The sequence below is a fragment of the Streptomyces sp. NPDC057002 genome (assembly GCF_042673825.1).
Taxonomy (GTDB): domain Bacteria; phylum Actinomycetota; class Actinomycetes; order Streptomycetales; family Streptomycetaceae; genus Streptomyces.
The window spans coordinates 148,155-174,777 of sequence record NZ_JBHURZ010000009.1; the positions used below are offsets into that span (position 1 = coordinate 148,155).

At 71.3% G+C, this 26,623-nt stretch carries 22 protein-coding genes and 1 tRNA gene; 4 read left to right on the top strand and 19 right to left on the bottom strand.

From position 1 onward, the window contains the following. Position 1: 1 nt before the first annotated feature. The 12 genes from secD to pgsA form a co-directional block, all read right to left on the bottom strand. Positions 2-1,765, bottom strand: a complete 1,764-nt coding sequence (gene secD / locus ACFT32_RS36020; RefSeq protein ID WP_382497632.1) for a protein translocase subunit SecD — start codon at positions 1,763-1,765, stop codon at positions 2-4. A 132-nt stretch (positions 1,766-1,897) separates the two neighbouring features. Continuing rightward, positions 1,898-2,413: a preprotein translocase subunit YajC gene (gene yajC, locus ACFT32_RS36025; RefSeq protein ID WP_382497634.1), complete on the bottom strand. Its 516-nt coding sequence runs from the start codon at positions 2,411-2,413 to the stop codon at positions 1,898-1,900. 184 nt (positions 2,414-2,597) lie between these two features. Then, a complete protein-coding gene (gene ruvB / locus ACFT32_RS36030; protein WP_382497635.1) occupies positions 2,598-3,668 on the bottom strand; it encodes a Holliday junction branch migration DNA helicase RuvB in 1,071 nt (356 codons plus the stop codon). Between the two features lie 23 nt (positions 3,669-3,691). After that, positions 3,692-4,300, bottom strand: coding sequence for a Holliday junction branch migration protein RuvA (ruvA, locus tag ACFT32_RS36035; protein ID WP_382497637.1), 609 nt, complete (start codon positions 4,298-4,300; stop codon positions 3,692-3,694). Then, positions 4,297-4,827 (bottom strand): crossover junction endodeoxyribonuclease RuvC, encoded by a 531-nt coding sequence (gene ruvC / locus ACFT32_RS36040; protein ID WP_382497639.1) that lies wholly within the window; start codon positions 4,825-4,827, stop codon positions 4,297-4,299. Before ruvC ends, ruvA begins: the two co-directional genes overlap by 4 nt. A 118-nt stretch (positions 4,828-4,945) precedes the next feature. After that, positions 4,946-5,698, bottom strand: coding sequence for a YebC/PmpR family DNA-binding transcriptional regulator (locus ACFT32_RS36045; protein ID WP_382497640.1), 753 nt, complete (start codon positions 5,696-5,698; stop codon positions 4,946-4,948). 48 nt (positions 5,699-5,746) lie between these two features. Then, positions 5,747-6,355, bottom strand: a complete 609-nt coding sequence (gene pdxT, locus ACFT32_RS36050; RefSeq protein ID WP_193480226.1) for a pyridoxal 5'-phosphate synthase glutaminase subunit PdxT — start codon at positions 6,353-6,355, stop codon at positions 5,747-5,749. Between the two features lie 13 nt (positions 6,356-6,368). Continuing rightward, positions 6,369-7,274 (bottom strand): pyridoxal 5'-phosphate synthase lyase subunit PdxS, encoded by a 906-nt coding sequence (gene pdxS / locus ACFT32_RS36055; protein WP_184597240.1) that lies wholly within the window; start codon positions 7,272-7,274, stop codon positions 6,369-6,371. A 131-nt stretch (positions 7,275-7,405) separates the two neighbouring features. Next, positions 7,406-7,951 carry a hypothetical protein gene (locus ACFT32_RS36060; protein ID WP_382497642.1) on the bottom strand — a complete coding sequence of 182 codons (546 nt, stop codon included), beginning with the start codon at positions 7,949-7,951 and terminating at the stop codon, positions 7,406-7,408. 232 nt (positions 7,952-8,183) lie between these two features. After that, a complete protein-coding gene (locus tag ACFT32_RS36065) occupies positions 8,184-9,347 on the bottom strand; it encodes a glycosyltransferase family 4 protein (protein WP_382497643.1) in 1,164 nt (387 codons plus the stop codon). Further along, on the bottom strand, positions 9,344-10,252 hold the full coding sequence (locus tag ACFT32_RS36070; protein ID WP_382497645.1) for a phosphatidylinositol mannoside acyltransferase: 909 nt from the start codon (positions 10,250-10,252) through the stop codon (positions 9,344-9,346). Before ACFT32_RS36070 ends, ACFT32_RS36065 begins: the two co-directional genes overlap by 4 nt. Then, positions 10,249-10,998 (bottom strand): phosphatidylinositol phosphate synthase, encoded by a 750-nt coding sequence (gene pgsA / locus ACFT32_RS36075; protein WP_382498120.1) that lies wholly within the window; start codon positions 10,996-10,998, stop codon positions 10,249-10,251. Before pgsA ends, ACFT32_RS36070 begins: the two co-directional genes overlap by 4 nt. 216 nt (positions 10,999-11,214) lie before the next feature. Here pgsA and ACFT32_RS36080 point away from each other — a divergent pair, with 216 nt between their 5' ends. Both ACFT32_RS36080 and ACFT32_RS36085 read left to right on the top strand, forming a co-directional pair. Next, positions 11,215-13,413, top strand: a complete 2,199-nt coding sequence (locus tag ACFT32_RS36080; RefSeq protein ID WP_382497647.1) for an elongation factor G-like protein EF-G2 — start codon at positions 11,215-11,217, stop codon at positions 13,411-13,413. 171 nt (positions 13,414-13,584) lie between these two features. Next, entirely contained in the window at positions 13,585-15,252 is a 1,668-nt protein-coding gene (locus tag ACFT32_RS36085) for a hypothetical protein (protein WP_382497649.1), read from the top strand. A gap of 57 nt (positions 15,253-15,309) precedes the next feature. On the opposite strand, the gene ACFT32_RS36090 is transcribed toward ACFT32_RS36085, so the two are convergent. From ACFT32_RS36090 to ACFT32_RS36105, 4 genes are all read right to left on the bottom strand, one after another. Next, positions 15,310-15,870 carry an HIT family protein gene (locus ACFT32_RS36090; protein WP_382497650.1) on the bottom strand — a complete coding sequence of 187 codons (561 nt, stop codon included), beginning with the start codon at positions 15,868-15,870 and terminating at the stop codon, positions 15,310-15,312. 66 nt (positions 15,871-15,936) lie between these two features. Then, positions 15,937-17,913: a threonine--tRNA ligase gene (gene thrS, locus ACFT32_RS36095; RefSeq protein ID WP_382497652.1), complete on the bottom strand. Its 1,977-nt coding sequence runs from the start codon at positions 17,911-17,913 to the stop codon at positions 15,937-15,939. A gap of 91 nt (positions 17,914-18,004) precedes the next feature. Beyond that, entirely contained in the window at positions 18,005-19,246 is a 1,242-nt protein-coding gene (locus tag ACFT32_RS36100; protein ID WP_382497654.1) for a hypothetical protein, read from the bottom strand. Further along, a complete protein-coding gene (locus tag ACFT32_RS36105) occupies positions 19,243-19,809 on the bottom strand; it encodes a DUF4365 domain-containing protein (RefSeq protein WP_382497656.1) in 567 nt (188 codons plus the stop codon). Before ACFT32_RS36105 ends, ACFT32_RS36100 begins: the two co-directional genes overlap by 4 nt. 169 nt (positions 19,810-19,978) lie before the next feature. Here ACFT32_RS36105 and ACFT32_RS36110 point away from each other — a divergent pair, with 169 nt between their 5' ends. Continuing rightward, positions 19,979-20,707: a 3'-5' exonuclease gene (locus ACFT32_RS36110; protein ID WP_215122594.1), complete on the top strand. Its 729-nt coding sequence runs from the start codon at positions 19,979-19,981 to the stop codon at positions 20,705-20,707. A 66-nt stretch (positions 20,708-20,773) separates the two neighbouring features. Here ACFT32_RS36110 and ACFT32_RS36115 read toward each other — a convergent pair. Both ACFT32_RS36115 and ACFT32_RS36120 read right to left on the bottom strand, forming a co-directional pair. Then, positions 20,774-20,845 (bottom strand) — tRNA-Val (locus ACFT32_RS36115). A gap of 39 nt (positions 20,846-20,884) precedes the next feature. Then, positions 20,885-21,331, bottom strand: coding sequence for an SRPBCC family protein (locus ACFT32_RS36120; RefSeq protein ID WP_382497657.1), 447 nt, complete (start codon positions 21,329-21,331; stop codon positions 20,885-20,887). A 62-nt stretch (positions 21,332-21,393) separates the two neighbouring features. On the opposite strand from ACFT32_RS36120, the gene ACFT32_RS36125 reads away from it, so the two are divergent. After that, a complete protein-coding gene (locus ACFT32_RS36125; RefSeq protein ID WP_382497659.1) occupies positions 21,394-23,802 on the top strand; it encodes an SCO7613 C-terminal domain-containing membrane protein in 2,409 nt (802 codons plus the stop codon). A 7-nt stretch (positions 23,803-23,809) separates the two neighbouring features. Here ACFT32_RS36125 and ACFT32_RS36130 read toward each other — a convergent pair whose 3' ends face one another. Beyond that, positions 23,810-26,551: a Tat pathway signal sequence domain protein gene (locus tag ACFT32_RS36130; RefSeq protein WP_382497661.1), complete on the bottom strand. Its 2,742-nt coding sequence runs from the start codon at positions 26,549-26,551 to the stop codon at positions 23,810-23,812. Positions 26,552-26,623 lie beyond the last annotated feature (72 nt).

A 26,623-nucleotide genomic window follows, 5' to 3' on the forward strand; every position in this document is an offset into this window, starting at 1 on the left:
CTCAGGCCTCCTTCGGGTCGACAGGGCCGGCGGGGCGGCGGGTACGGCGCAGCGGCGGCTGGGCGCCCAGGCTCTTCGGGTCGAGGCCGGACCACTTGTGGCCGTTCGCGAAGAACGGGCGGCGGGCCATCAGTGTCAGCAGCGGCTTGGTGAAGAGGAACACGACGACCACGTCGAGCAGGGTGGTCAGGCCGAGCGTGAACGCGAAGCCCTGGACCTTGCCGACGGTGACGGCGAACAGCACCGCGGCGGCGAGGAACGACACGAAGTCGGAGACCAGGATGGTGCGCCGGGCGCGCGGCCAGGCCCGCTCGACGGCGGGGCGCAGGGAGCGGCCCTCGCGGATCTCGTCACGGACGCGTTCGAAGTACACGATGAACGAGTCCGCGGTGATGCCGATGGCGACGATGGCGCCGCACACGGCCGGCAGGTTCAGCGCGAAGCCGATGGCCGGGCCGAGCAGGGCCATGAGCGTGTAGGTGAGGGCCGCGGAGACCAGCAGCGAGAGGAGCGCGATGAACGACAGGCCGCGGTAGTACGCCAGCAGGTAGATGACGACCAGCGCGAGACCGATGGCGCCGGCGATCAGCCCGGCCTGCAGCTGGTCACCACCCAGCGCCGCGGTCACGGTCGTCATGCTGTCGACCTTGAAGGTCAGCGGCAGCGCGCCGTAGGACAGCATGTTGGAGAGGTCCTGGGCGGACTGCTGGTTGAAGTTGCCGGAGATCTCGGCGTTGCCGCCGGTCAGGGCCTGCCGGACGTACGGGTCGGAGACCACGTCGCCGTCCAGGACGATCGCGAACTGGTTCTGCGGCGACTGGTTCTGCGCCAGCTTGCCGGTGATGTTCGCGAACTTCTTGGCGCCGCCGTCCGTGAAGTCCATCGTGACCGTCCAGCCCGCACCGGTCTGTGTGTTCAGGACGGCCTGGGCCTTGTCCACGTCCGTGCCGTCGACCTCGGCGGGGCCGAGGATGTACTTCTGCCACTGGCCCTGCGAGTTCTTGCCGCAGGCCAGGGTCATCTCGGAGGCCTTGACGCCGTCGCCCACGGTGGAGCGGGTCTTCTCGTTGGTGCAGTCGAGCTTGGCGTACTTCGCCTGCAGCGCGCTCGCCTCGGCCTCGGCGGAGCCGCCGCTCGCCGACGGGGAGGGGCTGGCCTTGGCCTTGTCGTCCGAGGCGCTCGCCGACGGTGTGGCGTCGGCCTTCAGCGCGTCGGTGACCGCGCGGCCCTGCGTGGTGGGCGACGGGGAGGCGGAGTCCTTGTCGGTGGCCTCGGGCTTGTCGGTGGCCTTGCCGGACGGCTTGTCCGAGGGGCTGCCGGTGGGGCTCGGGGAGGGGCTGGCCGTGCCCTTGCCGCCGGCGACCTCGGTGGCGAGGACGGGGCGGAAGTAGAGCTTGGCGGTGGTGCCGACCTGCTTGCGGGCCTGCTCGGAGTTCGTCCCCTTGGGGATGTTGACGATGATGTTTTCCCGGCCCTGCGTCTGGACCTCGGACTCCGAGACGCCAAGACCGTTGACACGTCGTTCCATGATGGAGACGGCGGTGTCCATGTTGGTCTTGTTGATGGCCGCCTCGTTGCCGGCTTCGGGGACCGCGCGGAGCGTGATGCTCGTGCCGCCGGCCAGGTCGATGCCGAGACGTGGTTTCGTGTGCCCCGAAGCGAACATCCCACCGGTGAGCGCCACGAGGGCGATCAGAATCAGGACCAGCGAGCGACCCGGCTTGCTCTGGGTGCTCGCGCTCCGGCCCTTTTTAGGTGTGGCCACCTTCTCGTACTCCCTCTCGGGCCACCTCGCTCCGGATCGGCGGACGGGCGGCCATGACATGGTGTCGGGACTCCGTGCGAGCTGGGCGTGTCCCGGGGCGCGCGGGCCGGACCCGCGCACCCCGGGAAACGACTACTTCGGCTCGGAGTCGCCGTCGGTCTTCTTCGGCTCTGCGTCCGTCTTCGCCTCGGCGGCCGGGGTGTCATCGGCCTGGGCGTCGTCGCCGGCCGGCTCGTCGGCCGCGTCCTTCTTGCCGAGGTCGACGGCCTTGTCGTCATCGCCGGCGTCGGCGGCGGAGTCGTCGGTCTCGGTGAGGGAGGAGGCGTCGTCCGGGACGATGTCGGCGTCGGACTTCAGGTCGTGCTCGACGCCGTGGACGACGCGGTTGTACTCGTCGTCGCTGAGCACGGCACCGATGGCGTTCTTGGCGAAGAGGAGCTCGACGCCCGGGCCGGCGTCGACGAGGACGGTGTCCTCGTTCACTTCCTTGACCGTGGCGTAGATGCCCCCGATGGTGCGGACGCCGCTGCCGGGCTGCATCTGGTTCCGCATGTCCACGGCCTGCTGCTGCTTCTTCTTGGCCGACCGGGTCATGAGGAACATGGCCCCGATGAGCACAATGAACGGGAGGAGGGTCAGGAGACTCACGGTCGGTACTTCCTTCACACGACCGCGCTGTGAGCGGCCAGATGGTTGGGGGTATGTACGCCGCCGACAAAGACGGCATCGGCGGAGTCTAAGCGAGTCCGCGCGCATGGAACAACGCTCAGCATGGCACCGGGGTTCCTGCCGCGGCCACTGGCCTCGCCGTCTCGGAACGGTGACGGCGCCGTCACGCCCCGAACAGGTCCTGTTGTCCGTTTCCACCGGTCTGGGAGCGGGGCGGGGTGAGGCCGAGATGCGCCCATGCGGCAGGCGTGGCGACCCGGCCGCGCGGGGTGCGGGCCAGCAGGCCCTCCCGTACCAGGAAGGGCTCGGCGACCTCTTCCACCGTCTCACGCTCCTCCCCCACCGCGACAGCGAGCGTGGACAGGCCGACCGGGCCGCCGCCGAACAGCTTGAGCAGGGCTTCCAGCACACCGCGGTCGAGGCGGTCGAGGCCGCGCTCGTCCACCTCGTAGACGGCGAGGGCGGCCGCCGCGATGTCCTTGGTGATCAGCCCGTCGGCCTTGACCTGGGCGTAGTCCCGGACGCGGCGCAGCAGGCGGTTGGCGATGCGGGGGGTGCCGCGGGAGCGGCCGGCGATCTCGGCGGCGCCCTCCGGCTCGACCTCGACCTCCAGGAGACTCGCCGAGCGGTGGATGACCCGCTCCAGTTCGGCCGGTTCGTAGAACTCCATGTGCGCGGTGAAGCCGAAGCGGTCGCGCAGCGGGGGCGGCAGCAGTCCCGCGCGCGTGGTGGCGCCGACCAGGGTGAACGGGGGCAGCTCCAGGGGGATGGCGGTGGCTCCCGGGCCCTTGCCGACGATGACGTCGACGCGGAAGTCCTCCATCGCCATGTACAGCATCTCCTCGGCGGGCCGGGACATGCGGTGGATCTCGTCGAGGAAGAGGACCTCGCCCTCCTGGAGGGAGGAGAGGATCGCCGCGAGGTCGCCCGCGTGCTGGATGGCCGGGCCCGAGGTGATGCGGATGGGGGCGCCCATCTCGGCCGCGATGATCATCGACAGGGTGGTCTTGCCGAGGCCGGGGGCGCCGGAGAGCAGCACATGGTCGGCGGTGGCGCCACGCGCGCGTGCGGCGCGCAGGACGAGGTCGAGCTGTTCGCGGACCTTCTCCTGGCCGATGAACTCGTCCAGGTCCTTGGGGCGCAGGGCGGCCTCGACGGCCTGGTCCTCACCGTCGGCTGCCGCGCCGACGAGCCGCTCGGCGGCGGGGGCGTCGGTGGTGTCGTCCCAGTTCATGATGTGCCTCGGTGTGTGGGGGTTCAGCGGGCGCGGTTCAGGGTCTGGAGGGCGGCCTTCAGCAACTGGCCGACCTGCGGAGCGCCCTCGGCGGCCTCGGCCTGCGGAGCCACGGCGGTCACGGCCTCGTCGGCCTCCCGGGTCGCGTACCCGAGGCCGATCAGGGCCGCGTGCAGCTGGTCGCGCCAGCCGCCGGCGCTGACGGGCGTACCGACAGCCGGGGCGCCGAGCGGTTCGCCGAGCCGGTCCTTCAGTTCCAGGAGCAGCTTCTGGGCACCCTTCCTGCCGATGCCGGGTACGGCGGTGAGCGCCTTCTCGTCGGCCGTCGCGACGGCTCTGCGCAGGGCGTCGGGCGAGTGCACCGCGAGCATCGCCTGGGCCAGGCGCGGGCCGACGCCGCTCGCGGTCTGGAGCAGCTCGAAGGTCTGGCGCTCGTCGTCGTCGGCGAAGCCGTACAGGGTCAGCGAGTCCTCGCGGACGACGAGGGAGGTGGCGAGCTTGGTCTGCTGTCCCATGCGGAGCCCGGAGAGTGTGTTGGGCGTGCACTGGACCGCGATGCCGATCCCGCCCACCTCGACCACCGCGGAGTCGGGGGCGAGGGCGGCGACCGGGCCGCTGACGAAGGCGATCATGCCGTACGGCCTTTCGAAGTGTGCAGGGCGACGGCCTGCTGGAGTCGGTTCTGCGCGGGGGCGCGCCAGATGTGGCAGATGGCGAGCGCGAGGGCGTCGGCGGCGTCGGCCGGCTTGGGCGGGGCGCTGAGCCGCAGCAGGCGGGTGACCATGGCGCCGACCTGTGCCTTGTCGGCGCGGCCCGAGCCGGTGACGGCGGCCTTGACCTCGCTCGGAGTGTGCAGGGCGACGGGGATGCCGCGGCGGGCGGCGCAGAGCGTGGCGACGGCGCTGGCCTGGGCGGTGCCCATGACCGTACGCACGTTGTGCTGGCTGAACACCCGCTCCACGGCGACGAATTCGGGCTGGCACTCGTCCAGCCACTGCTCGATGCCCTGCTCGACGGCGACCAGCCGCGCTCCCAACTCGGCGTCCGCGGGCGTGCGTACGACGCCGACGCCGAGCATCGTCAACGGCCGCCCCGCGACGCCCTCGACGACCCCGACACCGCATCGCGTCAGTCCCGGATCCACCCCGAGTACCCGCACCCCGCCCCCTCAGTTCGATCGCCTGTTTGTGCAGGCTATCTGCTGCCACCGACAACGGCGGCGGGCCGGTGGGGTGTGTCCCACCGGCCCGCCGTCGTCCGCTCGGTTCGCGGCAGCGTTACGCGTCGACCTTCTCCATGATCTCGTCGCTGACGTCGAAGTTGGCGAAGACGTTCTGCACGTCGTCGCTGTCCTCGAGCGCGTCGATCAGCTTGAAGATCTTCTTGGCGCCTTCCTCGTCCAGCTCGACCTGGACGGACGGCACGAAGCTGGAGTCGGCGGAGTCGTAGTCGATGCCGGCTTCCTGGAGGGCGGTGCGGACCGCGACCAGGTCGGTGGCCTCGCTGATGACCTCGAAGGACTCACCGAGGTCGTTGACCTCCTCGGCGCCGGCGTCCAGGACGGCGGTGAGGACGTCGTCCTCGGACAGCTCGCCCTTGGGGACGATGACGACGCCCTTGCGGCTGAACATGTACGACACCGAGCCCGGGTCGGCCATGGAGCCGCCGTTGCGGGTCATGGCGACGCGGACGTCCGAGGCGGCGCGGTTGCGGTTGTCGGTGAGGCACTCGATGAGCACCGCGACGCCGTTCGGGCCGTAGCCCTCGTACATGATCGTCTCGTAGTCGGCGCCGCCGGCCTCGAGGCCACCGCCGCGCTTGACCGCGGAGTCGATGTTCTTGTTCGGGACCGACTGCTTCTTCGCCTTCTGGATGGCGTCGTACAGCGTCGGATTGCCCTCGATGTCGACGCCGCCCATGCGCGCCGCGACCTCGATGTTCTTGATCAGCTTCGCGAAGAGCTTGCCGCGCTTGGCATCGATCACGGCCTTCTTGTGCTTAGTCGTGGCCCATTTAGAGTGGCCGGACATCTGCCTGTCTCCTTCGCGTAACCCATCTCAGCAACGAACGCAGGAATCCTACAAGGACTCGGCTGTACGGTTCGCGCGCACCATGTCCACGAACAGGCCGTGCACACGGTGGTCGCCGGTCAGTTCCGGGTGGAACGACGTGGCCAGGGCCACGCCCTGGCGGACCGCGACGATATGGCCGTCGTGCTCGGCGAGCACCTCGGCCGCGGCGCCGACGGACTCGACCCAGGGGGCGCGGATGAAAACGCCCTCCACCGGGGCGCCCTCGACGCCCTCGACGTCGACGGCCGCCTCGAAGGACTCGTTCTGCCGGCCGAAGGCGTTGCGGCGCACGATCATGTCGATGCCGCCGATGGTCTCCTGGCCCGAACGCGGGTCGAGGATCTTGTCGGCGAGCATGATCATGCCGGCGCAGGTGCCGTAGACGGGCAGGCCGTCCCGCACGCGGGCGCGGAGCGGGTCCATCAGGCCGAACAGGACGGCCAGCTTCGAGATGGTGGTGGACTCGCCGCCGGGGATGACGAGGCCGTCCACCTCGGCGAGCTCTTCGGGGCGCCGCACCGGCCTGGCCACGGCATCGGCCGCGGCCAGGGCGACGAGGTGCTCCCGTACGTCGCCCTGGAGGGCCAGGACGCCTATGACGGGGGTGTCGCTCATGGGTTCCTGTGCCTTACCAGCCGCGGTTGGCGTAGCGCTCGGTCTCGGGGAGGGTGTCGCAGTTGATGCCGACCATGGCCTCGCCGAGGTTGCGGGACGCGTCGGCGACGATCTTCGGGTCGTCGTAGAAGGTGGTGGCCTTCACGATGGCGGCGGCGCGCTTGGCCGGGTCGCCGGACTTGAAGATGCCGGAGCCGACGAAGACGCCCTCGGCGCCGAGCTGGCGCATCAGGGCCGCATCGGCCGGGGTGGCGACACCGCCGGCGGAGAACAGCACGACCGGCAGCTTGCCCAGCTCGGAGACCTCCTTGACCAGCTCGTACGGAGCACGCAGGTCCTTGGCGGCGGCGTACAGCTCGTTGTTGTCGTAGCCGCGCAGGCGGGCGATCTCGTTCTTGATCTGGCGCAGGTGGCGGACGGCCTCGACGACGTTGCCGGTGCCGGCCTCGCCCTTGGAGCGGATCATCGCGGCACCCTCGGCGATGCGGCGCAGGGCCTCGCCCAGGTTGGTGGCGCCGCAGACGAAGGGGGTGGTGAAGGCGAACTTGTCGCTGTGGTTGACCTCGTCGGCCGGGGTGAGGACCTCGGACTCGTCGATGTAGTCGACGCCGAGGGACTGCAGCACCTGGGCCTCGACGAAGTGGCCGATGCGGGACTTGGCCATGACCGGGATGGAGACGGCGTCGATGATGCCCTCGATCATGTCCGGGTCGGACATACGGGCCACGCCGCCGTCCTTGCGGATGTCGGCCGGGACCCGCTCCAGGGCCATGACGGCGACGGCGCCCGCGTCCTCGGCGATCTTCGCCTGCTCCGGCGTGACGACGTCCATGATGACGCCGCCCTTGAGCTGCTCGGCCATGCCGCGCTTCACACGGGCGGTGCCGGTCTCGGGAGCCTGGTTTTCGGAGATGGACACGGGTGACCTCACTGCTGGGAAAGAGGGGTTTTGTGCAGCACCGAGGAAACGTGAGGGGACCAGGCCACAGCAAGGGCCAATGAGAAGCCGGTGGATCGTTTTCGCACTGCGGCGGCGGGGATGTCCCGCCGTCAGGAGCCCGCGCGGTCGGCCAGCGCGGCCGGTGGTTCGTCGTCCATCTCGAAGGCCATCGGGAACGGCGCGTGGCCCGCGAGGCGGAACCAGCGGACCTTGCGATGGCGGCGCAGCGCCCGAGCCGCGCGTACGGCATCGTTGTGGAACCGGCGGGCCATGGGGACGCGCCGCACCGCCTGTACGAGCTCGGTCGCGGCCTCCTCTCCCCCGGGTGCCTCCCGCACGGCCTCCAGTTGCTGGGCCTCCGCGAAGACAGCTCGCAGCGCCTGGCTCAGCTCGCTCTCGGCGACCTCCCGCTGTTCCTCCTCCGCCTGGCGGGCGGCGTGCGCGGCCTCGTAGAGCACGATCGAGGCGGCCGGGTCCAGGACTCCCGAGGTCGCGAGTTCCTGCGCCACCGAGGCCCGGCGCAGCAGCTGCGCGTCCAGGGCGGCCCGGGCGGCGTCGATCCGGGCGTGGAGACGGTCGAGCCGGCCGGCGGTCCAGCTGAGATACAGCCCGATCGCGACCAGGGCGACGGCGATCCAGATGAGAGTGGTGGTCACGGGCGGCAAGGCTAGCGGCCCGGCCGGCCTCCCGGTTCACCCCGCCCCGGCGGAGCCGCCCTTCGGCTCGGCCGGGGCGGGCTCCGGATCGGCCTGGCCCTCCGGGTCGGCAGTGGCGGGCTCCGGATCGGCCTGGCCCTCCGGGTCGGCAGGGCCGGGCTCCGGCGACCGACACCGCGGCGCACGAGGCCGCCGCGGTGTCGGTCTGCGGGCGGAATCCGTCCGTCCGGCCTCAGTCCCGGGCGAACCCCAGTCTGGCCCGCAGCCCCGTCACCCGGTCGTCCTCGGCCACCGCCGCCGCGCCCGCCGTCACCGTCTCGTAGACGGACAGGATGTCCGCGCCGACGGTCGACCAGTCGAAGCGCCGCACATGGGCGCTCCCCCGCTCGCGCAGCTCCGCGCGGCGCTCCGGGTCCGCCAGCAGCCGGACGGCCGCGTCGGCGAGGGCGTCGGCGTCCTCGTTCGGGAACAGCTCCCCGGCCGCCCCCCGGTCCAGGACCTGCGCGAAGGCGTCCAGGTCGGAGGCGAGGACGGGGGCACCGGCGGACATGGCCTCGACCAGGATGATGCCGAAGCTCTCGCCACCGGTGTTGGGCGCGACGTACAGGTCGACGCTGCGCAGGAAACGCGCCTTGTCCTCGTCGCTGACCATGCCGAGGAACTCCACGCGGGAGCGCAGCTCGGCCGGCAGAGTCTCCACTGCCTCCACCTCGTCGCCGCGCCCCGCGACCAGCAGCCGGGTCTGCGGGCGGGCGGCGAGGATCTTCGGCAGGGCCTTCATGAGCACCGGCAGGCCCTTGCGGGGCTCGTCGATGCGCCCGACGAAGCCGATCGTGTCGCCCTGCCACTCGGCCTTGGGCTCGGCCTCGGCGAAGAAGTCGACATCGACACCGTTCGGGATCACCACCGCGTCCCCGCCGAGGTGCTCCACGAGGGTGCGCCGGGCGTACTCGCTCACCGCGATCCGTGCGCTGATCTTCTCCAGAGCCGCCTGGAGGATCGAGTACGCGGCGATCATGGCCCGGGAGCGCGGGTTGGACGTGTGGAACGTGGCGACGATCGGGCCCTGCGCCGCCCAGCAGGTCAGCAGGCCCAGCGAGGGCGAGGTCGGCTCGTGGATGTGGATGACGTCGAACGCGCCGTCGTGCAGCCACCGGCGCACCCGGGCCGCCGAGAGGAAGCCGAAGTTCAGCCGGGCCACCGAGCCGTTGTACGGCACCGGCACCGCCCGCCCGGCCGAGACGACGTACGGCGGCAGCGGAGTGTCGTCGTCCGCCGGGGCGAGGACGGACACCTCGTGGCCGAGGCGGATGAAGTATTCGGCCAGGTCACGGATGTGGAACTGGACGCCGCCCGGTACGTCCCAGGAGTACGGGCAGACGATGCCGATCCTCACGTGGATCCCTTCGCTGGATCGAGGTCAGCGAGCCACAGGCGCTGCAGCATGTGCCAGTCCTCCGGATGGTCGGCGATCCCCGAGGCGAAGGCGTCGGCCAGCGCCTGTGCCATCACAGACGTCTTCTCGGCGCGCGTGCCTGACTCGGGCACCTCGACGGGCGGGTGGAGGCGGCCCCGCATCACGGGCGAGTCGTCGTACCAGAGCGTGACGGGGAGCAGCAGGGCGCCCGTCTGCTGGGCGAGCAAGGCGGGTCCGGCCGGCATCCGGGCGGTGTCGCCGAAGAAGTCGACCTCGACCCCGGAGGCGGAGAGGTCGCGGTCGGCGACCAGGCAGACCAGACCGCCGTCGCGCAGCCGCCGGGCCAGGGTGCCGAAGGCGGTGCCGCCGCTGTGCGGCAGGACCTCCATGCCGAGGCTCTCGCGGTACGCGACGAACCGGTCGTACAGCGTCTCCGGCTTCAGGCGCTCGGCGACGGTCGTGAACGGGATGCCCAGCTCGGTGGTGACCCAGGCGCCGGCGAGATCCCAGTTGCCAAGGTGCGGCAGGGCGAGTATCACGCCCTTGCCGGCGGCCATGCCCTCGGTGAGGTAGTGCAGGTCCTTGGGGTCGAAGCCGCCCTTGATCCGCTCCTTGCTCCAGGCGGGGAGCCGGAAGGACTCCATCCAGTAGCGCAGGTAGGAGCGCATGCCCGCGCGGGAGAGCTCGGCCAGCCGCTCGGGGCCGGCGTCGGGCACCACGCGCGCGTAGTTGCTCTCCAGGCGCTGGACGCCCTTGCCGCGCTGTTTCCACGCGAGATCGGCGATGGTCTGCCCGAGCCGTGCGGCGACCGGCTCGGGGAGCTTCCTGACGGTGCTCCAGCCGAGGCCGTACAGCGCGTCCGTCACCCGGTCCTGTGCGCTCACGTGGCCGCCTCGCTCCCGTGAGAGGCGTTGTGCTGCTCGCCCTCATTGTCCCGCGCGGCAGCCTCGGCCTCGGCGGACTCCCGGCGGACCGTGACGACCCGCTGGATCAGCGTGACGAGGCTGCCCACGGCGACGATCCACAGGGCGACGGGCAGCAGGTACTGGATGCCGGGCACACCGAACGCGTGCAGGCCCGCGAGCCCGGCCGCGACCAGCGAGATCACCAGCCGCTCGGCCCGCTCGACCAGCCCGTTGACGGCGACCGGCAGCCCGATCGACTCCCCGCGCGCCTTGGTGTACGACACCACCTGGCCGCTGGCCAGGCAGAAGATCGAGACGGCGCACAGGACGAGGTCGTCGCCGCCCCCGGCGTACCAGAGGATGAAGCCGGCGAAGATCGCGCCGTCGGCGACCCGGTCGAGCGTGGAGTCCAGGAAGGCGCCCCAGCGGCTGGAGCGGCCGAGCTGGCGGGCCATGTTTCCGTCGACGAGGTCGGAGAACACGAAGAGTGTGATCACGACCGTGCCCCAGAAGAACTCGCCCATGGGGTAGAAGACCAGCGCGCCCGCGACCACACCGGCGGTGCCGATGAGCGTGACGGCGTCGGGGCTGACGCCCAGCCGGATGAGAAACGCGGCGAACGGTGTGAGGACACGCGTGAAGAATGCACGCGCGTACTTGTTCAGCATGGCCTTCCCGAGGGTCGGTGTCGCCGCATGGCCCCTGCTGGCCACCGGCTGGCCCATCGTAGTCACGCGCGCACGTGGCTGAGGGGCGGGCACCCGGACCCCCGCGGTGGATCCGGCGCGCCGCTGGTGGGCGGCGCGATCGCGTCCTTCGTATGGACGCACCGTGACGGGAGTGGAAAGCTCGAATAACCGCGGGCGTCGCCGGAGCCGCCATGCACGCGGAGCCGCGTGTCCGCGCCCACAGTGACCTCACCGTGCACGGGAGGCAGGATCATGGGCGACAAAGGACAGACACACCCTGGGGCCGCCGGCAGGGCACAAGCGGCCGACCACCCTCAGTCCGTACGGAATGTGGTGCTGGTCGGCCACTCCGGATCGGGCAAGACCACCTTGGTGGAAGCCCTCGCGCTCACAGCGGGGGCGGTGAACCGGGCGGGCCGTGTGGAGGACGGCGGCACCGTCTCCGACTACGACGACATCGAGCACCGGCAGCAGCGCTCGGTGCAGCTCTCCCTGGTGCCCGTCGCATGGGACGGCATCAAGGTCAATGTTCTCGACACCCCCGGATACGCCGACTTCGTCGGTGAACTCAGGGCCGGTCTGCGAGCGGCGGACGCGGCCCTCTTCGTCGTCTCGGCCTCGGACGGCGTGGACGGCTCGACCCGCATGGTGTGGGAGGAGTGCGCGGCCGTGGGCATGCCCCGGGCCATCGTCGTCACGCACCTGGAGGCGGCGCGCGCCGACTTCGAGGACATGACGCGGACCTGCGCGGAGGCCTTCGGCGCGGACGACCCCGACGCTGTCCTGCCGCTCTACCTGCCGCTGCACGGCCCGCAGGCGCCCGACGGGCACGCGCCCGTGACCGGCCTGATCGGGCTGCTGTCGCAGAAGCTGTTCGACTACTCGACCGGCGAGCGCAAGGAGTCGGAGCCGGGCGAGGACGAGCTGCCGCTGATCGAGGAGGCCCGCAACCGGCTGATCGAGGGGATCATCTCGGAGAGCGAGGACGAGACCCTCATGGACCGCTATCTCGGCGGGGAACAGATCGACGTCGGGACGCTGATCGAGGACCTGGAGCGGGCCGTCGCGCGCGGGGTCTTCTTCCCCGTCCTGGCCGCCGCCCCCGCGTCCGACGGCGCCCGGCAGGGGCTCGGCACGGTGGAGGTGCTGGAGCTGATCACACGGGGCTTCCCGACGCCGCTGGAGCACGAGACGGTGCGGGTGACCACGATCGACGGCAAGCCGCGCGAGCTCAGGCCCTGCGACCCGGACGCGCCGCTGGTCGCGGAGGTCGTGAAGACCTCCTCCGACCCGTACGTCGGCCGGCTGTCGCTGATCCGCCTGTTCTCCGGCACCCTGCGTGCCGACCAGACGGTCCACGTCTCCGGGCACGGGCTGGCCGACCGCGGGCACGAGGACCACGACGTCGACGAGCGGATCGGCGCCCTGTCCACGCCGTTCGGCAAGCAGCAGCGCCCGGTGTCGCACGTCATCGCGGGCGACCTGGCGTGCGTGGCCAAGCTGAGCCGCGCCGAGACCGGTGACACCCTGTCCGCCAAGGAAGACCCGCTGCTCATGGAGCCGTGGCAGATGCCCGACCCGCTGCTGCCGCTGGCCATCCAGGCGCACAGCAAGCCGGACGAGGACAAGCTCTCGCAGGGCCTGTCCCGGCTGGTGGCCGAGGACCCGACGATGCGGCTCGAACAGAACCAGGACACCCACCAGGTGGTCCTGTGGTGCCTGGGCGAGGCGCACGCCGACGTGGCCCTGGAGCGGCTGCGCAGCCGCTACGGCGTCCAGGTCGACGTCGTGCCGCACAAGGTGTCCCTGCGGGAGACCTTCGCGATCAAGTCGGGCGGACGCGGCCGGCACGTGAAGCAGTCGGGCGGGCACGGTCAGTTCGCCATCTGCGAGATCGAGGTCGAGCCGCTGCCGGGCGGCTCCGGCATCGAGTTCGTGGACAAGGTCGTCGGCGGCGCGGTGCCGCGGCAGTTCATCCCGTCGGTGGAGAAGGGTGTACGGGCCCAGGCCGCCAAGGGGGTTGCCGCCGGGCATCCGCTCATCGACGTACGCGTGACCCTCCTGGACGGCAAGGCGCACTCGGTGGACTCCTCCGACGCCGCGTTCCAGACGGCCGGGGCGCTCGCGCTGCGGGAGGCGGCGTCCGACGCGCGGATCCATCTGCTGGAGCCGGTGGCCGAGGTGTCGGTGCTGGTCGGCGACGACTTCGTGGGCGCGGTGATGAGCGATCTGTCGGGGCGGCGGGGCCGGGTGCTCGGCACCGAGCAGACGCCCGGCGGTCGCACGGTGATCCGGGCCGAGGTGCCCGAGATCGAGATCGGCCGGTACTCGGTCGACCTGCGGTCGCTGTCGCACGGCACGGCGCGGTTCAGCCGCCGGTACGCACGGCACGAGCCCATGCCGCCACAGGTCGCGGATCGGGTGCGTGAGGAGGCGCGCGAGGCCTCGTAGTTCGCGCCCGGCGCCACCAAGTGGCCCTCGTGAGGGCTTCCCTCCGCGTCGGCGGGCGGCTTGACAACCGCCCGCCGACGGATGTCATTGCGTGCGGATACGCTGATGACCTGATCAACAGGTGTGCGGAGCGCGGAAGTCGGGAAGGCCGCAGATGCGGATGCGGCAGCGATGGGGGCGGCAGTGACAGACGGATTCGACTTCAGCCCAGGGGCCCAGGTGCCTCTGGCGGGTTCGGCTGGGCAGACGGCGGCGACCTACGCGCTGGCCGCGGCGGCGTACCGGGACGACGAGGTCACCACGATCCTCAAAGCCGACAACGAGTGGCACCAGTCGAAGGTGAAACCGCCGCGCCCCTGGGCGAAGATCCTCCGTCCAAGGTTCGGCGAGGCCTTCTCCCGCGCCATCATCGACCGGATGCTGGGTGCCGGGCGCAACCCCGTCATCCAGTCCTTCGGCATCGAACCCCAGGTCGTCGTGGAGCACTGCCTGGCGGCGCATCGCATCCGCCGCGACCGCGACAACTGGCTCTCGGCGATCACGGTCCTCTGCGGCGTGCTCTTCCTGCCGGGCTTCCTGGTGTGGCTGCTGGTGTTCACGCTGCGCACCACCATGGCCAAGCGCGAGGACAAGCGGGCCGGCGCCCTCGCCACGACCCTGCTGGTCGCGGTGGGCGCGCTCGCCGTGCTGTTCCTGATCAAGATGCCCTTCACGGGATTCTGGGCCTGGTACGCGCGCGCGGCGGTCATCATGCCCGTCGTCGGCTGGTTCTGGGCCAAGCAGATCTGCGAGCGAACCGCCCGTGACCTGCGGGAGCGCTGGTCGAGCCTGCTGTCGGGCGGCGGCGTGGGCGCCAAGATCCCGGAGGCCGTTCCGGGCAACCCGGGCGACGCGGCCGAGCAGGTGCGCAAGGAGCTGGCCCGTCTCGGCGCCGAGCAGCGGTCCAACTCGGTCTTCTACGCCGGCCCCAAGGGCATACTCGGCATGGGCACACGGTGGGGCAGCTGGCAGCTGGCCGAGGAGCTGGTCTCCGCCGATCCGGACAAGGAATTCCACCCCTTCCGCAGCTGGGACGTCATCGTGGCGATCCAGGGCGGCCTGGGCATGCTGGAGCGCACGTCCATCAACACCGGCGGCTTCCCCAAGCCGTCCATCACGCACTGGATCGTCACGCCGATCGGCGAGAAGGCGACGGATGTGTCCCGGCCGAGCGGCACGGACGTCGACGCGTACACGGTCCGGACGCACGCGATACAGGACATCTGCAACAAGCAGCAGTTCGGCAGCGGCGACCGGCACTACCTCGGTGTGCAGTGGACCCTCTGGGACGGCCATCTGGTGATCACGATGCTGATCACGGTGACCGTGCTGCACGACACCCTCCGCATCGAGGTCACCGGACACGCCCTGGGGCCGGTGAACCCCCTGTTCAACGAGAAGCCGGCGGCCAAGGAGAAGGCGGTGCAGAAGGCCCTGAAGTTCTGGGAGACCCGCACCGTGAAGCTCCCCTTGATCGACGCCGACGAGGTGGTACGGCTGGCCGCGCGCGCCCCGCTGACCTGGTACCCGCCGCTGCTGAACTGGCTCGGCGGCAGTCTGACGCTCCCGGAGCCGTTCGGTCTGCGGCATGCGTGGGCCGACCAGCCGTGGCGGCACCGCTTCATGGCGGACGACGCGTTGCGGGCGGCTACGCCTGTGCTGCGTGTGGTGCATGCGGCGGCCCTGAAGGTGCTGCGGGAGAACGGGGTGAATGTGGAGAAGTTCGGGTCCAGGTCGGCGGCGCTCAGTGGGGCCGTGCAGGAGGCTTCGCCGAAGAAGGCCGACGTGTACGACGCGTAGGACTCGTGAGCGGCGGGCGGAAGGGGCCGGTGTCGAAAAAAGCCGGCCCCGCCGGACTCAGCTCGTCGGCCAGGCCTCCGCCAGCATCTTCCTCGTGTCCGCCAGCAACTGCGGCAGCACCCGCGTATGTCCCACCACCGGCATGAAGTTGGTGTCCCCGCCCCAGCGCGGGACGATGTGCTGGTGCAGGTGGGCCGCGATGCCCGCGCCCGCCACCGTGCCCTGGTTCATACCGATGTTGAAGCCGTGCGCGCCGGAGGCCGTGCGCAGGGCGGTCATCGCCTGCTTGGTGAGTTCGCCGAGTTCGGCGGTCTCCCCCGCTGTGAGGTCCGTGTAGTCGGCGACGTGCCGGTAGGGCACGGTCATCAGGTGCCCGCCGTTGTACGGGTAGAGGTTGAGCACGGCGTAGACCTGCTCGCCGCGCTTGACGACCAGGCCGTCCTCGTCGGACTTTGCCGGGATCGAGCAGAAGGGACAGCCGTCGCCCGAGCCCGGGCCGGTCGGCTTGTTCTCGCCCTGGATGTAGGCCATCCGATGGGGCGTCCACAGACGCTGGAACGCGTCCTGCGTCCCCACTCCCAGCTGCTGCTCCGGCTCACTCGTCATGCAGTGCAGCATATGGCGTAGAGCTGGGGGGACGGCAAAGGCCCCCGGGATCTCCCCGGGGGCCCGTGGGCCGTGTGATCAGACCTGCGCCCGCTCGTCGACCACCTTCTGGATCTTCGCGATGGCCTCGTCGAAGGGGATGCCGTTCTCCTGGGAACCGTCGCGGTAGCGGAAGGACACGGACCCGTGGGACATGTCCTCGTCGCCCGCGATGACCATGAAGGGCACCTTCTGCTTCTGGGCGTTGCGGATCTTCTTCTGCATCCGGTCGGAGGAGGAGTCGACCTCGACGCGCAGGCCCTGCCGCTTGGCCGCCGCAGCGAACTTCTCCAGGTACTCGACGTGCGCGTCGCCGATCGGGATGCCGACCGCCTGGACCGGGGCCAGCCACGCCGGGAAGGCGCCCGCGTAGTGCTCCAGGAGCACCGCGAAGAAGCGCTCGATCGAGCCGAACAGCGCGCGGTGGATCATGACGGGGCGCTGCTTGGCGCCGTCCGCGCCCGTGTACTCCAGGTCGAAGCGCTCCGGCAGGTTGAAGTCGAGCTGGATCGTCGACATCTGCCAGGTACGGCCGATGGCGTCCTTGGTCTGGACGGAGATCTTCGGGCCGTAGAAGGCGGCGCCGCCCGGGTCGGGCACGAGGGGCAGGCCCTGCTTCTCGGCGACCTGGCGCAGCGTCTCCGTGGCCTCCTCCCAGGCCTCGTCCGAGCCGACGAACTTCTCCGGGTCCTTGGTGGAGAGCTCCAGGTAGAAGTCGGTCAGGCCGTAGTCGCGCAGCAGGCCGAGGACGAAGGTGAGCGTCTTGTCGAGCTCCTCCGACATCTGCTCACGGGTGCAGTAGATGTGCGCGTCGTCCTGGGTGAAGCCGCGGGCCCGGGTCAGGCCGTGCACGACGCCCGACTTCTCGTAGCGGTACACGGTCCCGAACTCGAAGAGGCGCATCGGCAGTTCACGGTAGGACCGTCCGCGCGCGTCGAAGATCAGGTTGTGCATCGGGCAGTTCATGGGCTTGAGGTAGTAGTCCACGCCCTCGTCGAGCTGCATGGGCGGGTACATGCCGTCGGCGTACCAGTCCAGGTGGCCCGAGGTCTCGAAGAGCTTCCCCTTGGTGGCGTGCGGGGTGTAGACGAACTCGTAGCCCTCTTCCTCGTGGCGGCGCCGCGAGTAGTCCTCCATGACCCGGCGGATGATGCCGCCCTTGGGGTGGAAGACGGCGAGGCCGGAGCCGATCTGCTCCGGGACGGAGAACAGGTCCAGCTCGCTGCCGAGCTTGCGGTGGTCGCGCTTCTCGGCCTCGGCGAGGAACTCCAGGTGCTGCTTCAGCTCGTCCTTGGTGGGCCACGCGGTGCCGTAGATGCGCTGGAGCATGGGGTTCTTCTCGCTGCCGCGCCAGTAGGCGGCAGCGTTGCGCATCAGCTTGAACGCCGGGATGTTCCGGGTGGAGGGCAGGTGGGGACCGCGGCAGAGGTCCTTCCAGCACAGCTCGCCGGTCTTGGCGTCCAGGTTGTCGTAGATCGTCAGCTCGCCGGCGCCGACCTCGACGTCCGCGCCGTCGTCGGAGGAGGCCGAGCCCTTGAGGCCGATCAGCTCCAGCTTGTACGGCTCGTCGGCCAGCTCCTCGCGGGCGGCCTCGTCGGTGATCGCGCGGCGGGCGAACTTCTGGCCGCGCTTCTGGATCTCCTGCATCTTCTTCTCGATGGCCTTGAGATCCTCGGGCGTGAACGGCTTCTCGACGTCGAAGTCGTAGTAGAAGCCGTCCTTGACGGGCGGGCCGATGCCGAGCTTGGCCTCGGGGAAGAGCTCCTGCACGGCCTGCGCCATGACGTGCGCGGTGGAGTGGCGCAGGATGTTCAGGCCGTCCTCGGAGGAGATCTCGACGCCCTCGACCTCGTCGCCCTCGGACAGGGCGTACGACAGGTCCTTGAGCTCGCCGGCCACGCGCGCGGCGATGATCGAGCGCTCGCCGGCGAAGAGCTCGGCGGCCGTAGTGCCCGTCGTCACCACGCGTTCTTCCCGCTCGGAATCGCGCTGGATGATCACACGGACGTCTGACACCGGTCTCTCCTGACTGAAGGTGGGGCTGCGGCGCCGTACGGGAGCGCGCACGAGTATGGATCGTACCGACCCCGGGCCGCCGACCGCGAAGTCAGTCCTCGCAGTCCCCGCGATCGCCTCCGCAGGCCTCCTCGAAGAAGGCCGCCATCCCGGCGTTCTCCTGCAGGGCCTTCATCAGCCTGTCCCGTTCGGCGTCGTCGACCTGCACCGGTACGACGCCGTGGGCGCCGGTGAGGCGCCGGAAGCCGCCCCGGCTCTCCAGCCGGCCCTGTACCCGCACCGGCAGTCCGACGAGGTGGGCGTGCCCGGCGATCCGGTAGCCCTCCTCGTCCAGGGTGATCCGGACGTTCGGGATCTCGGCCCCGGCCAGGACCCGCAGCCGGACGGTGCCCTCGCCGCGCGGCCCCGACCGGCGCAGCCGCACCACGGCTCCGGTGATCCGCACCGGCACGGCGGGTTCCTCGCGCAGATAGCGGGCGCCCGCCTCGCGCAGGACCGGCAGGTCGCCGGGCGAGAACTCGACGGGCTCGGCGGAGGGGGCGCAGCCCTCGGGCACTCCGGCCGCCGGGGCCCACTCGACGGCGATCCGGGCGCCCTCGGTGCCCCGGACCAGGGCGACGAGGGCCTCGGTGAGCTCGTGGCTCACCCCTGCCTCGACCGCGGCGTCGAAGGCGTCCATGCCGCCCGTGGCGCGCTGGTAGTCGATGGCCTCGCGGGCGGCGTACAGCGCCTGGTGGAGGCGTACGGCCACGGGGCGGCCGCCGGCGACGGGGACGAAGGCGGTGAGCCGGCCGTCGGCGGCGGAGCCGACGAGGACGTTCTCCAGGGACGCGGCGGCGGAGCGGCGGTGGCGGGCGCCGTGATAGCCGGCACGCGCGCGTGCGGAGAGTGCCGCCGCGAGCAGCATCCGGCGGGCCGCGGTGCGCAGCCGGTCCTCGACGATCCAGGGCGCCGCACCGGCGGGCCCGGCGGGGACGTCGTGCCACCAGCGGATCTCGTCACTGGGCACGGCGAGGGAGACGAGGACCTCGCGGGCGGAGGGCGAGCCGCTGCGGGACAGGGCGAGCAGGGCCTCGCCGAGGAGGTCGTCGCTGTCGGGGAAGGCGCGGCTCTCCGGCACCAGCAGGCTCGTGCCGCTGCCGCCGGGGCCGGGCGGGGTCCAGCGGCCGTAGCGTCCGGGGGCGCCGCCGCGCCGCAGCCAGCCGTGCCGGCGCAGCAGGGCGCTCAGCACGGCCGGGTCGACCTCGCGGGGCTCGGGCGGGGGGCCGCTCCAGGAGTCGACGGGGTGGGGCCGCACGGCCCTCAGTGGCTCCTCGGTCGGGCGGTGCGTCACGGTTTCCCTCCCGTCCCGACCCGCGTCATGATCTCGCACAGGGCCCGGTCGTCGAAGATGCGTGCGGTCGGTATGCGCACGGTGGTGCGGGTGCGGCCGGTGATGGGCTGGCCGGCGAGGTTGGTCCAGTAGCAGCAGTGCCTGAGGTCGAGCCGGTCGTGGCCGGCGCGCAGCCAGTCGTCCTGGGAGCGCGGCACCAGCATCACCACCAGGATCTTGTGCACCGAGACGGGTGTGCGGGCGAGTTTCGCCAGGTGGGCGTTGTCGAGCGTGAAGGAGAAGGTGCGGCCCGGCGGGTTGGGCGGCACCTGGTAGGTGGCCTTGAGCTGCACCTTGATGGTGACCTCGTCGTCGACCGTGTGCCCGGGGGCGCTGTGGCTGACGTGCCAGTCGATGCCGTTGTCGGGAAACGGCTGGGACAGCGAGCAGCCGGCGGCCGCCGCGACGGCGTGCAGATAGCCGACCTGCAGTGTCTCCATGCAGGCGGTGGTGGCGAGGGTGCCGCGGGAGGGAGCCGTGCGCTCGGGCAGCAGCCCGCCCCGTTCGGGCTGCGCAATGGCCATGGCCAACAGCCTTCCAGAACATGTGAGTCCCCGTGGCGGGCCGCTGAACTGCAACGACCCGTACTCCTGTTGTCTCCTTCCGGCGTAGTACGCAAACAGCCCGGGTATCACCGAATCGGGCAGCGGACGGTGCGTCAACTGCCGAAGGTGAACGAGGGGTTGTGTGGCTATGACGACGTGCTGGTACGAGGGGGCGCTGGCCGCCTTCGACACGGAGACGACGGGCGTGGACGTCGAGACCGACCGGATCGTGTCGGCCGCCGTCGTCGTCCAGGACGCCCCGGGCGTCCGGCCGCGGGTCAGCCGCTGGCTGGTGAACCCGGGTGTGCCGGTGCCCGCCGAGGCGACGGCGGTGCACGGGCTGACGGAGGAGCACCTGCAGCGCAACGGCCGGTGGCCGGCGCCGGTGATGTACGAGATAGCGGAGGTGCTGGCCGAGCAGGCCCATGCCGGCCGCCCGGTCGTGGTGATGAACGCGCCGTTCGATCTGACCCTGCTGGACCGGGAGTTGCGCCGCCATCGCGCGTCGGCCCTGGACCGCTGGTTCGAGCCGGCGCCGCTGCTCGTGCTCGACCCGAGGGTCCTGGACAAGCACCTGGACCGGTACCGCAAGGGCCGCCGCACGCTGACCGATCTGTGCGCGCACTACGGCGTCACGCTGGAGGGCGCGCACGACGCGGCGGCCGATGCCGTGGCGGCGCTGGAGGTCACCCGGGCGGTGGGCCGCCGGTTCGCGTCCCGGCTGGAGCGGCTCGCCCCCGGTGAGCTGCACACCTTGCAGGCGGTGTGGCACGCGGCGCAGGCCCGGGGCCTCCAGGCGTGGTTCGCGCGCAGCGGTGTCGAGGAGTCGGTCGACCCGGCCTGGCCCTTGCGTCCGGACCTGCCGGCGGCGGCCTGAGCATCTGGTCCGGGGCATCCGGGCATGAAAAAACCGGTCCGTCTGAGACGGACCGGCTGTTTCCGGTGGGCGATACTGGGTTCGAACCAGTGACCTCTTCGGTGTGAACGAAGCGCTCTCCCACTGAGCTAATCGCCCGGGAACGGACTGAACAATACAGGCCCCGGCACGTTTCCTTCAAACCGCTTCGAGGTGCCTGACGAGTCCGCGCCGCCCGGACCGCATCATCAGCGCGTGGTTGGCGCGGAAGACGGGCCGCCCTGGTACGGCGAGCCTCCTCAGCAGCGGCTTGGTCACGCTCACGACCTGGTCGTACCGCGCGAGACTGCCCGGCCCGAGCGGCGTGACCGTCCAGCGTGCCCAGCCCTCGATGTCCCCGGACAGGGCGGTCTCCAGCACACCGGCCGCGGGGTCGCGCCGCACCTCCCGTGCCGTGAAGGTCATGTCGTACGGCAGGACGGAACGGATCCGGATCACGCCGGTGGTCTCGTCGAGCCGGGTCACCTGCCGGACCTGGCGCCACCAGCGGGGGTAGTCCTCGGCCCGTTCCAGCGCCTCGTACACGGTGACGGGCGGCGCGGTCAGGGGCCACAGGCTGCGGAAGCGATAGTGGTTCCAGTCCATGCCCGCAGTCTGCCCACTCCTGGTGGGGGCTTGTCTGAGTACGCGCCTGAGTATCCGCACTCATGCCGTGCGAGGTGACGCGGACCACACTGCCAGGCATGACGTACCTTCCGCCCCCGGCCGAGGAGTTGCGGCTCCTCGATGCCGAACTCCGGCAACTGGACGCCCGCCGGGCCCAGTTGCTGACACGTCGCGCCTGGCTGGTCGCGGCCCTGCAACGGACCCAGCAGCCGCTCCCGGTGGCCTGGTCACCCACGGCACCGCCCCGCCCGGAGACCGCCGCGCCCAACGTGCAGAACGTCCTCCTGGTCCTCGGCGGTGTGCTGCTCACGCTCGCGGCCGCGGTGTTCACGCTGGTCAGCTGGGGCCATATGGGGATCGCCGGGCGGGCGCTGGTGCTCGGCGCGGTCACGCTGGCCGCGCTCGCCGGGCCCGTGCTCCTGCTGAAGCGGGGGCTGCGGTCGACGGCCGAGTCGGTGGCGGGGCTCGGGCTCGCCCTGACCGTCCTGGACGCGTACGCGCTGCACGAGGCCGCCCTCACCGGTACGGACGGGACCGGGTACGCCGCGGCCGCGTCAGCGGTGCTCGCGGTGATCTGGTCGGCGTACGGCCTGCTTCCGGCGACGGCCGCCCTGCGGCTGCCCCTGCCCTCCGCCCTGGCCGCGGCCCAGTTCCCGCTGCTGCTGTGGGCCCTGGCCGCCGATGCGGGTGCGTACATGATCACGGCCGCGCTGCTGGTGACGGCCGGGCTCGACACGGTGGCGGCGCTGCGGGTGACGGCCGGGGCGGTGCGGATCGCCGCTGTCGTCGGTGCGTACGGCATGGGCGGCTGGGGCGTCCTGGCCGGGGGCTGGCTGTCGGCGGCGGCGGACGGTCCGGGCGCCGCCGCGCGAGCCGGGGGGCTTCTCCTGCTCGCGGCGGCGATCGCGCTGGGCGCGGCCTGGCGAGTCCCGGGTACACGGCACCCCCTCGGTCTCGCCATCGCCTCGGGGCTGCTCACCGTGGGTGCGTTCGGTGGGGTCGCCCGCTCCGGACTGCCGTCGGAGTGGGCGGTTCCGGCCCATCTGGTTTGCGGAATCGCCCTGTTGGCGGCGGTATGGGCCGGGCCGCTGCCCGACGCGCTGCGGCGGGGGTTCGCCTGGGCCTCCGGCGTCGTACAGGCGCTGGCGCTGCTGTGGACGCTGCCCGTCGTCACCGTGGTGCTGCTGGGTCCGGCCGGCTGGGTGGGCCGCGTGTGGAGCGGTGCTCCTTCGGACGCCCGCGCCGCGGTGACCCTCGAGGCGCCCTGGCCTGCGGACTCGGCGGCGACTCCCGTCGTGTCGGTCGCCGTCGCGGCCGTTCTCGCCCTGGCGCTCCGTACGGAGCCCTGGCGTGCGCGGGCGCGGCTCGGTGCGCTGGGCCTGCTCTGGGCGACAGCGCTGATGCTTCCGGCGGTCCTCGGGATTCCGTACATCGCTGGGATGTCGGTCCTGGGGGTCATGACGGCGACCGCGCTGTACATGTGCCGGGCCACGGTGCCGGCCGCGCGACTCACGGCTCTCGTCCTCGCCCTGGTCACATCCGTCAGCCTCGCCCTGGCCGCTCTCGCCTCCCAGACCGCGACCCTCGTGGTGCTGTCCTTGCTGGTGGCGGTGTTCGCCGCGGCCTCATGGCAGACGGGCGTCGCCCCCGTCACGGCTCCGGCCGCCCTCGTGTACGCCGCCGCGCTGGCCTCGGCCACCGGTGCCGCCGCGGACTGGCCGCCGGCCGGAACCGCCCTGCTGGTCCTGGCCGTCCCCGTGGCCGCAGCGCTGCTCGCGGCGCGGCTCGGTGAGCACCGGGCGACTCTGCCGGTCGAGATCGTGGGAGCCGTCACCGGCCTGCTCGCCGTGGGCCTCGCCGCCACCGATCCGCCGCTGCTCGCCCTGGTGCTGGCCCTGTGCGGAGTGATCGCCGCGGGCACGGCGCTGCGTCCCGGCCGCCGTGCCGTCGGCTACGCGGCCACGGCCCTGTTCGTGCTGGCCGCCTGGGTACGACTGGCCGCCTGGGACGTCGGCACACCCGAGGCCTACACGCTCCCGGTGACCGTGCCCGCGCTGCTCGTCGGCGCGCTGCGCCGGCGCCGCGATCCGCGGGCGTCCTCCTGGACGGCGTACGGCCCCGGACTCGCCGCCACCCTTCTGCCGAGCCTCGTCGCGGCCTGGGCCGACCCGCACTGGACGCGACCGCTGCTGCTGGGTGCGGCGGCACTGCTCATCACTCTGCTGGGAGCGCGGCACCACCTCCAGGCGCCGCTGGTGCTCGGCGGCTCCGTGCTGGCCCTGGTCACGCTGCACGAACTCGCCCCGTACGTCGTGCAGGTGACGGGCGCGCTCCCCCGCTGGGCGCCCCCCGCCCTCGCCGGACTCCTGCTGCTCGCACTCGGGGCGACGTACGAGCAGCGGATCAGGGACGTCCGACGGGTGCGGGAGGTGCTGGGCAGGATGAACTAGCCCCCGATCAAGGCATCTTGTCGCCCACCAAGGCCAGGTTCTGGATCGCCGCCAGGCCGTACAGCGCCGTGGCATTGGTGGACACCCAGGCCGCCTCGCTGCCGGGGACCAGGCCGGTCGGGCCGTCGATCTTCTTCGTGGACCAGTCGGTGGACTCCTTGTAGTCCCAGGTGTCGGCGCTGTTGTAGAACTGCCGCCACGCCCGGGCGGCCAGCTTGTCGTCGCCCGCCTGGACGGCGGCGTAGGCGTCCTGCCGGGAGTGGCCCTGGAAGAGCAGCAGGGAACCGAAGTCGGAGCCGTAGCGGGCCTTCTGCTCGGCCTTGGTGGCGTTGAAGTAGCGGCAGTAGTCGAGCCATGCCTCCTTGAACTTCGGCATGTCGATCTGGTCGATCAGCTCGGCGCACAGCTCGACCAGGCCGAACATGGCCGACAGATGCGAGACTCCCACCCTGGGCTCCGCCGCGATGGCGAACTTCCCGGTGTCCAGGTCGTAGAGCGCGTTGCCCTGGACGAAGCCATTGGGCTGGGCGGCGATGGTCTCCATCGTGGACAGGACCCTGGCCTTGGCCTTCTCCCACTTGGGTCCACGCCGCTCCCACTCGGTGAGCCAGGCCGAGACCAGTCCGCTCCAGTCGGTGCCGAAGCCGATGGACAGGGCGTTGCGGTCGGGGGTGTACGGCTCGGTGCGGATCTTGCGGATGGGGTCGAGCACGAGGAACGTCTCGTCGGAGTCGACGTTGGCGTGCATGAGGTCGCCGACGCGTTCGTCCGCCGTGAGGAAGTAGTAGTAGCGGCGATAGGTGGTGTTGGCGATGCGCTGCTGCTTGGCGCTGTCGGCGTAGTGCTGGACACCGTGCCGGGTGCCGAGGCCCGCCCATTTGCCCAGGTGGTAGACGTCGACCTCGCCGGTGTGCCGGGTCATGGCCTCGGCGAAGCGGAAGATGTCGGCGCGGCCGGAGCGCATGTAGGCGAACCAGAGCCACAGGTCGGGCGACAACTCGGAGTTGTCCCAGGCGTAGCCGCCGACGTCGTAGCACCACTGGTGACGGCTCGGGTCGTAGCTGTGCATGATGTCGCCGTAGTCCCAGAAGCCGTACCAGCGGCGCTGCTCCACCTGGTCCTTGTAGTAGGTGAAGAGGAAGTCGAGGTGGTCCTCGATCTTCGCCTTGGCACTGGTGGAGCGGTCCGGCGCGGAGAACAGCTTGCCGAAGACACCCGCCTTGATGAGCTGCTTCGGCGGGGCGGCGAGCTGTGGCGGAGTGCGTACGGCCTCGACCTGCCGGGCCGTCGCCTCGGCGCTCGGGGTGGAGTCGTGGGCCCAGAAGAGCAGTTCGCTGGTGCGGGCGATGCCGTAGGGGGTGCCGAACTCCGGTTCGTAATCCTCATAGGTGATGTTGAGGCCTTCGAGCTGCTCCGGATAGGTGTCCTGGCCCATGCCGTCGTGGTAAAAGCGCAGGTCCATGGGCTGCGCCTCGGGTGACCAGAGCCAGAGGGTGACCTCGGCCGTGTCGGTCTGGGCGTCGCGGATGTCGAGCTGGGCGGGGAACTTCTCCCAGAAATCCCTGAGGCCGAAGGCGAACCCGCCGCTCGCGCCGCCGACGTACCCGAAGCCGCTGGCGCGCCGGCCGCCGCCCGCGCCGATCCAGCCGTGGCCCTTCTTGGTGCGCTTGCGGACCGTGAAGCCGTCGGCGGAGAGCTGGGAGAGGGTGTAGTCGCCCCACTCGGGGATGTACTGGAGGCGGGTGGTGACCCGCTGGTCCCAGGTGGCGGGGTCGGGAAGCTTCTTGCCCTCGAACTGGGCCGTGCGGACGGCCGCCCCGGGGTCGCGGCGCAGTCCGGTGATGCCCTTGACGGCCTCGCGGAGCAGGCCGGTGCCGTCGCCGCCGATGCGGATGTGACGGTCGTAGGCCTGGTCCCGCATCGGCACCTGGAAGCGCACGCCGAGTCCGCGGATGAAGTCGCCGCTCGCCTTCGCGGGCTCCTGGGTGCCGTCGAAGGTGAGGGTGTGGACCATGCGGAAGGAGTCGGCGCCCGCGTAGAAGTAGAGCCGGATCGAGAAGGGCAGCCAGCTGCGGCCGCCCTTGCGGTGCTTGCCGTCGATACGGACGACCGCGCGGACCGGGCCCTCCTGCTCGACCTCGACCTTGGATATGGCGCCGTCGAAGCGCTCGGTCTTGACCGCGCCCTGGTCCTCGTCCTCGATCTCGGGCTGGCGGATCAGCACGAGCCGGCCGTTCTTCGCGATCTCCGTCGAGCCGCGGGTGACCGACTTGACGAGGGTGGACCCGGACTTGCCGATCTTGGCGGTGATGACGCCGGTCGATATGTCGATGGTGCCGCCGCTCTTGTCGACGGTGACCTTCTTCTCGGGGGCGGCGGGGGTGCCGGCGGCGAGGGTGAGCTTGCCGTTGCCCGAACCGACCGCGTGCGCGGTCCACTTGAGGGAGCCGTCGGGCCAGTAGGCGATCGGCCAGGACTGCACGGGAACGCCCTTGCCGTCCGCGTCCGTCAGCGCGAAGGTCTGCCCCTTCTCGTAGGCGCCCTTCGGCCAGGGGACGCCGACGGTGGAGCCGGGGGCCGCGCCGAGTCCGCCGTCCTCCAGCCAGTCGAGGGTGACCGGGTCGGCGTCGGCGGGCTCGGCTCTGGGTGCGGCCTGCGCGTCCTGAACCCCCAATGCCCAGCTGAACTGGGCGGCGGCTCCGGCGACGGCTGCCGCCTTGAGGAGGGACCTGCGAGGGATGGGAGACATTGAGATGCTGCCTTTCCTAGTCCGTTCCTTGTCCGTGCGGGAAGCAATTCCGTGCGCTGGTCAGGGGCATGA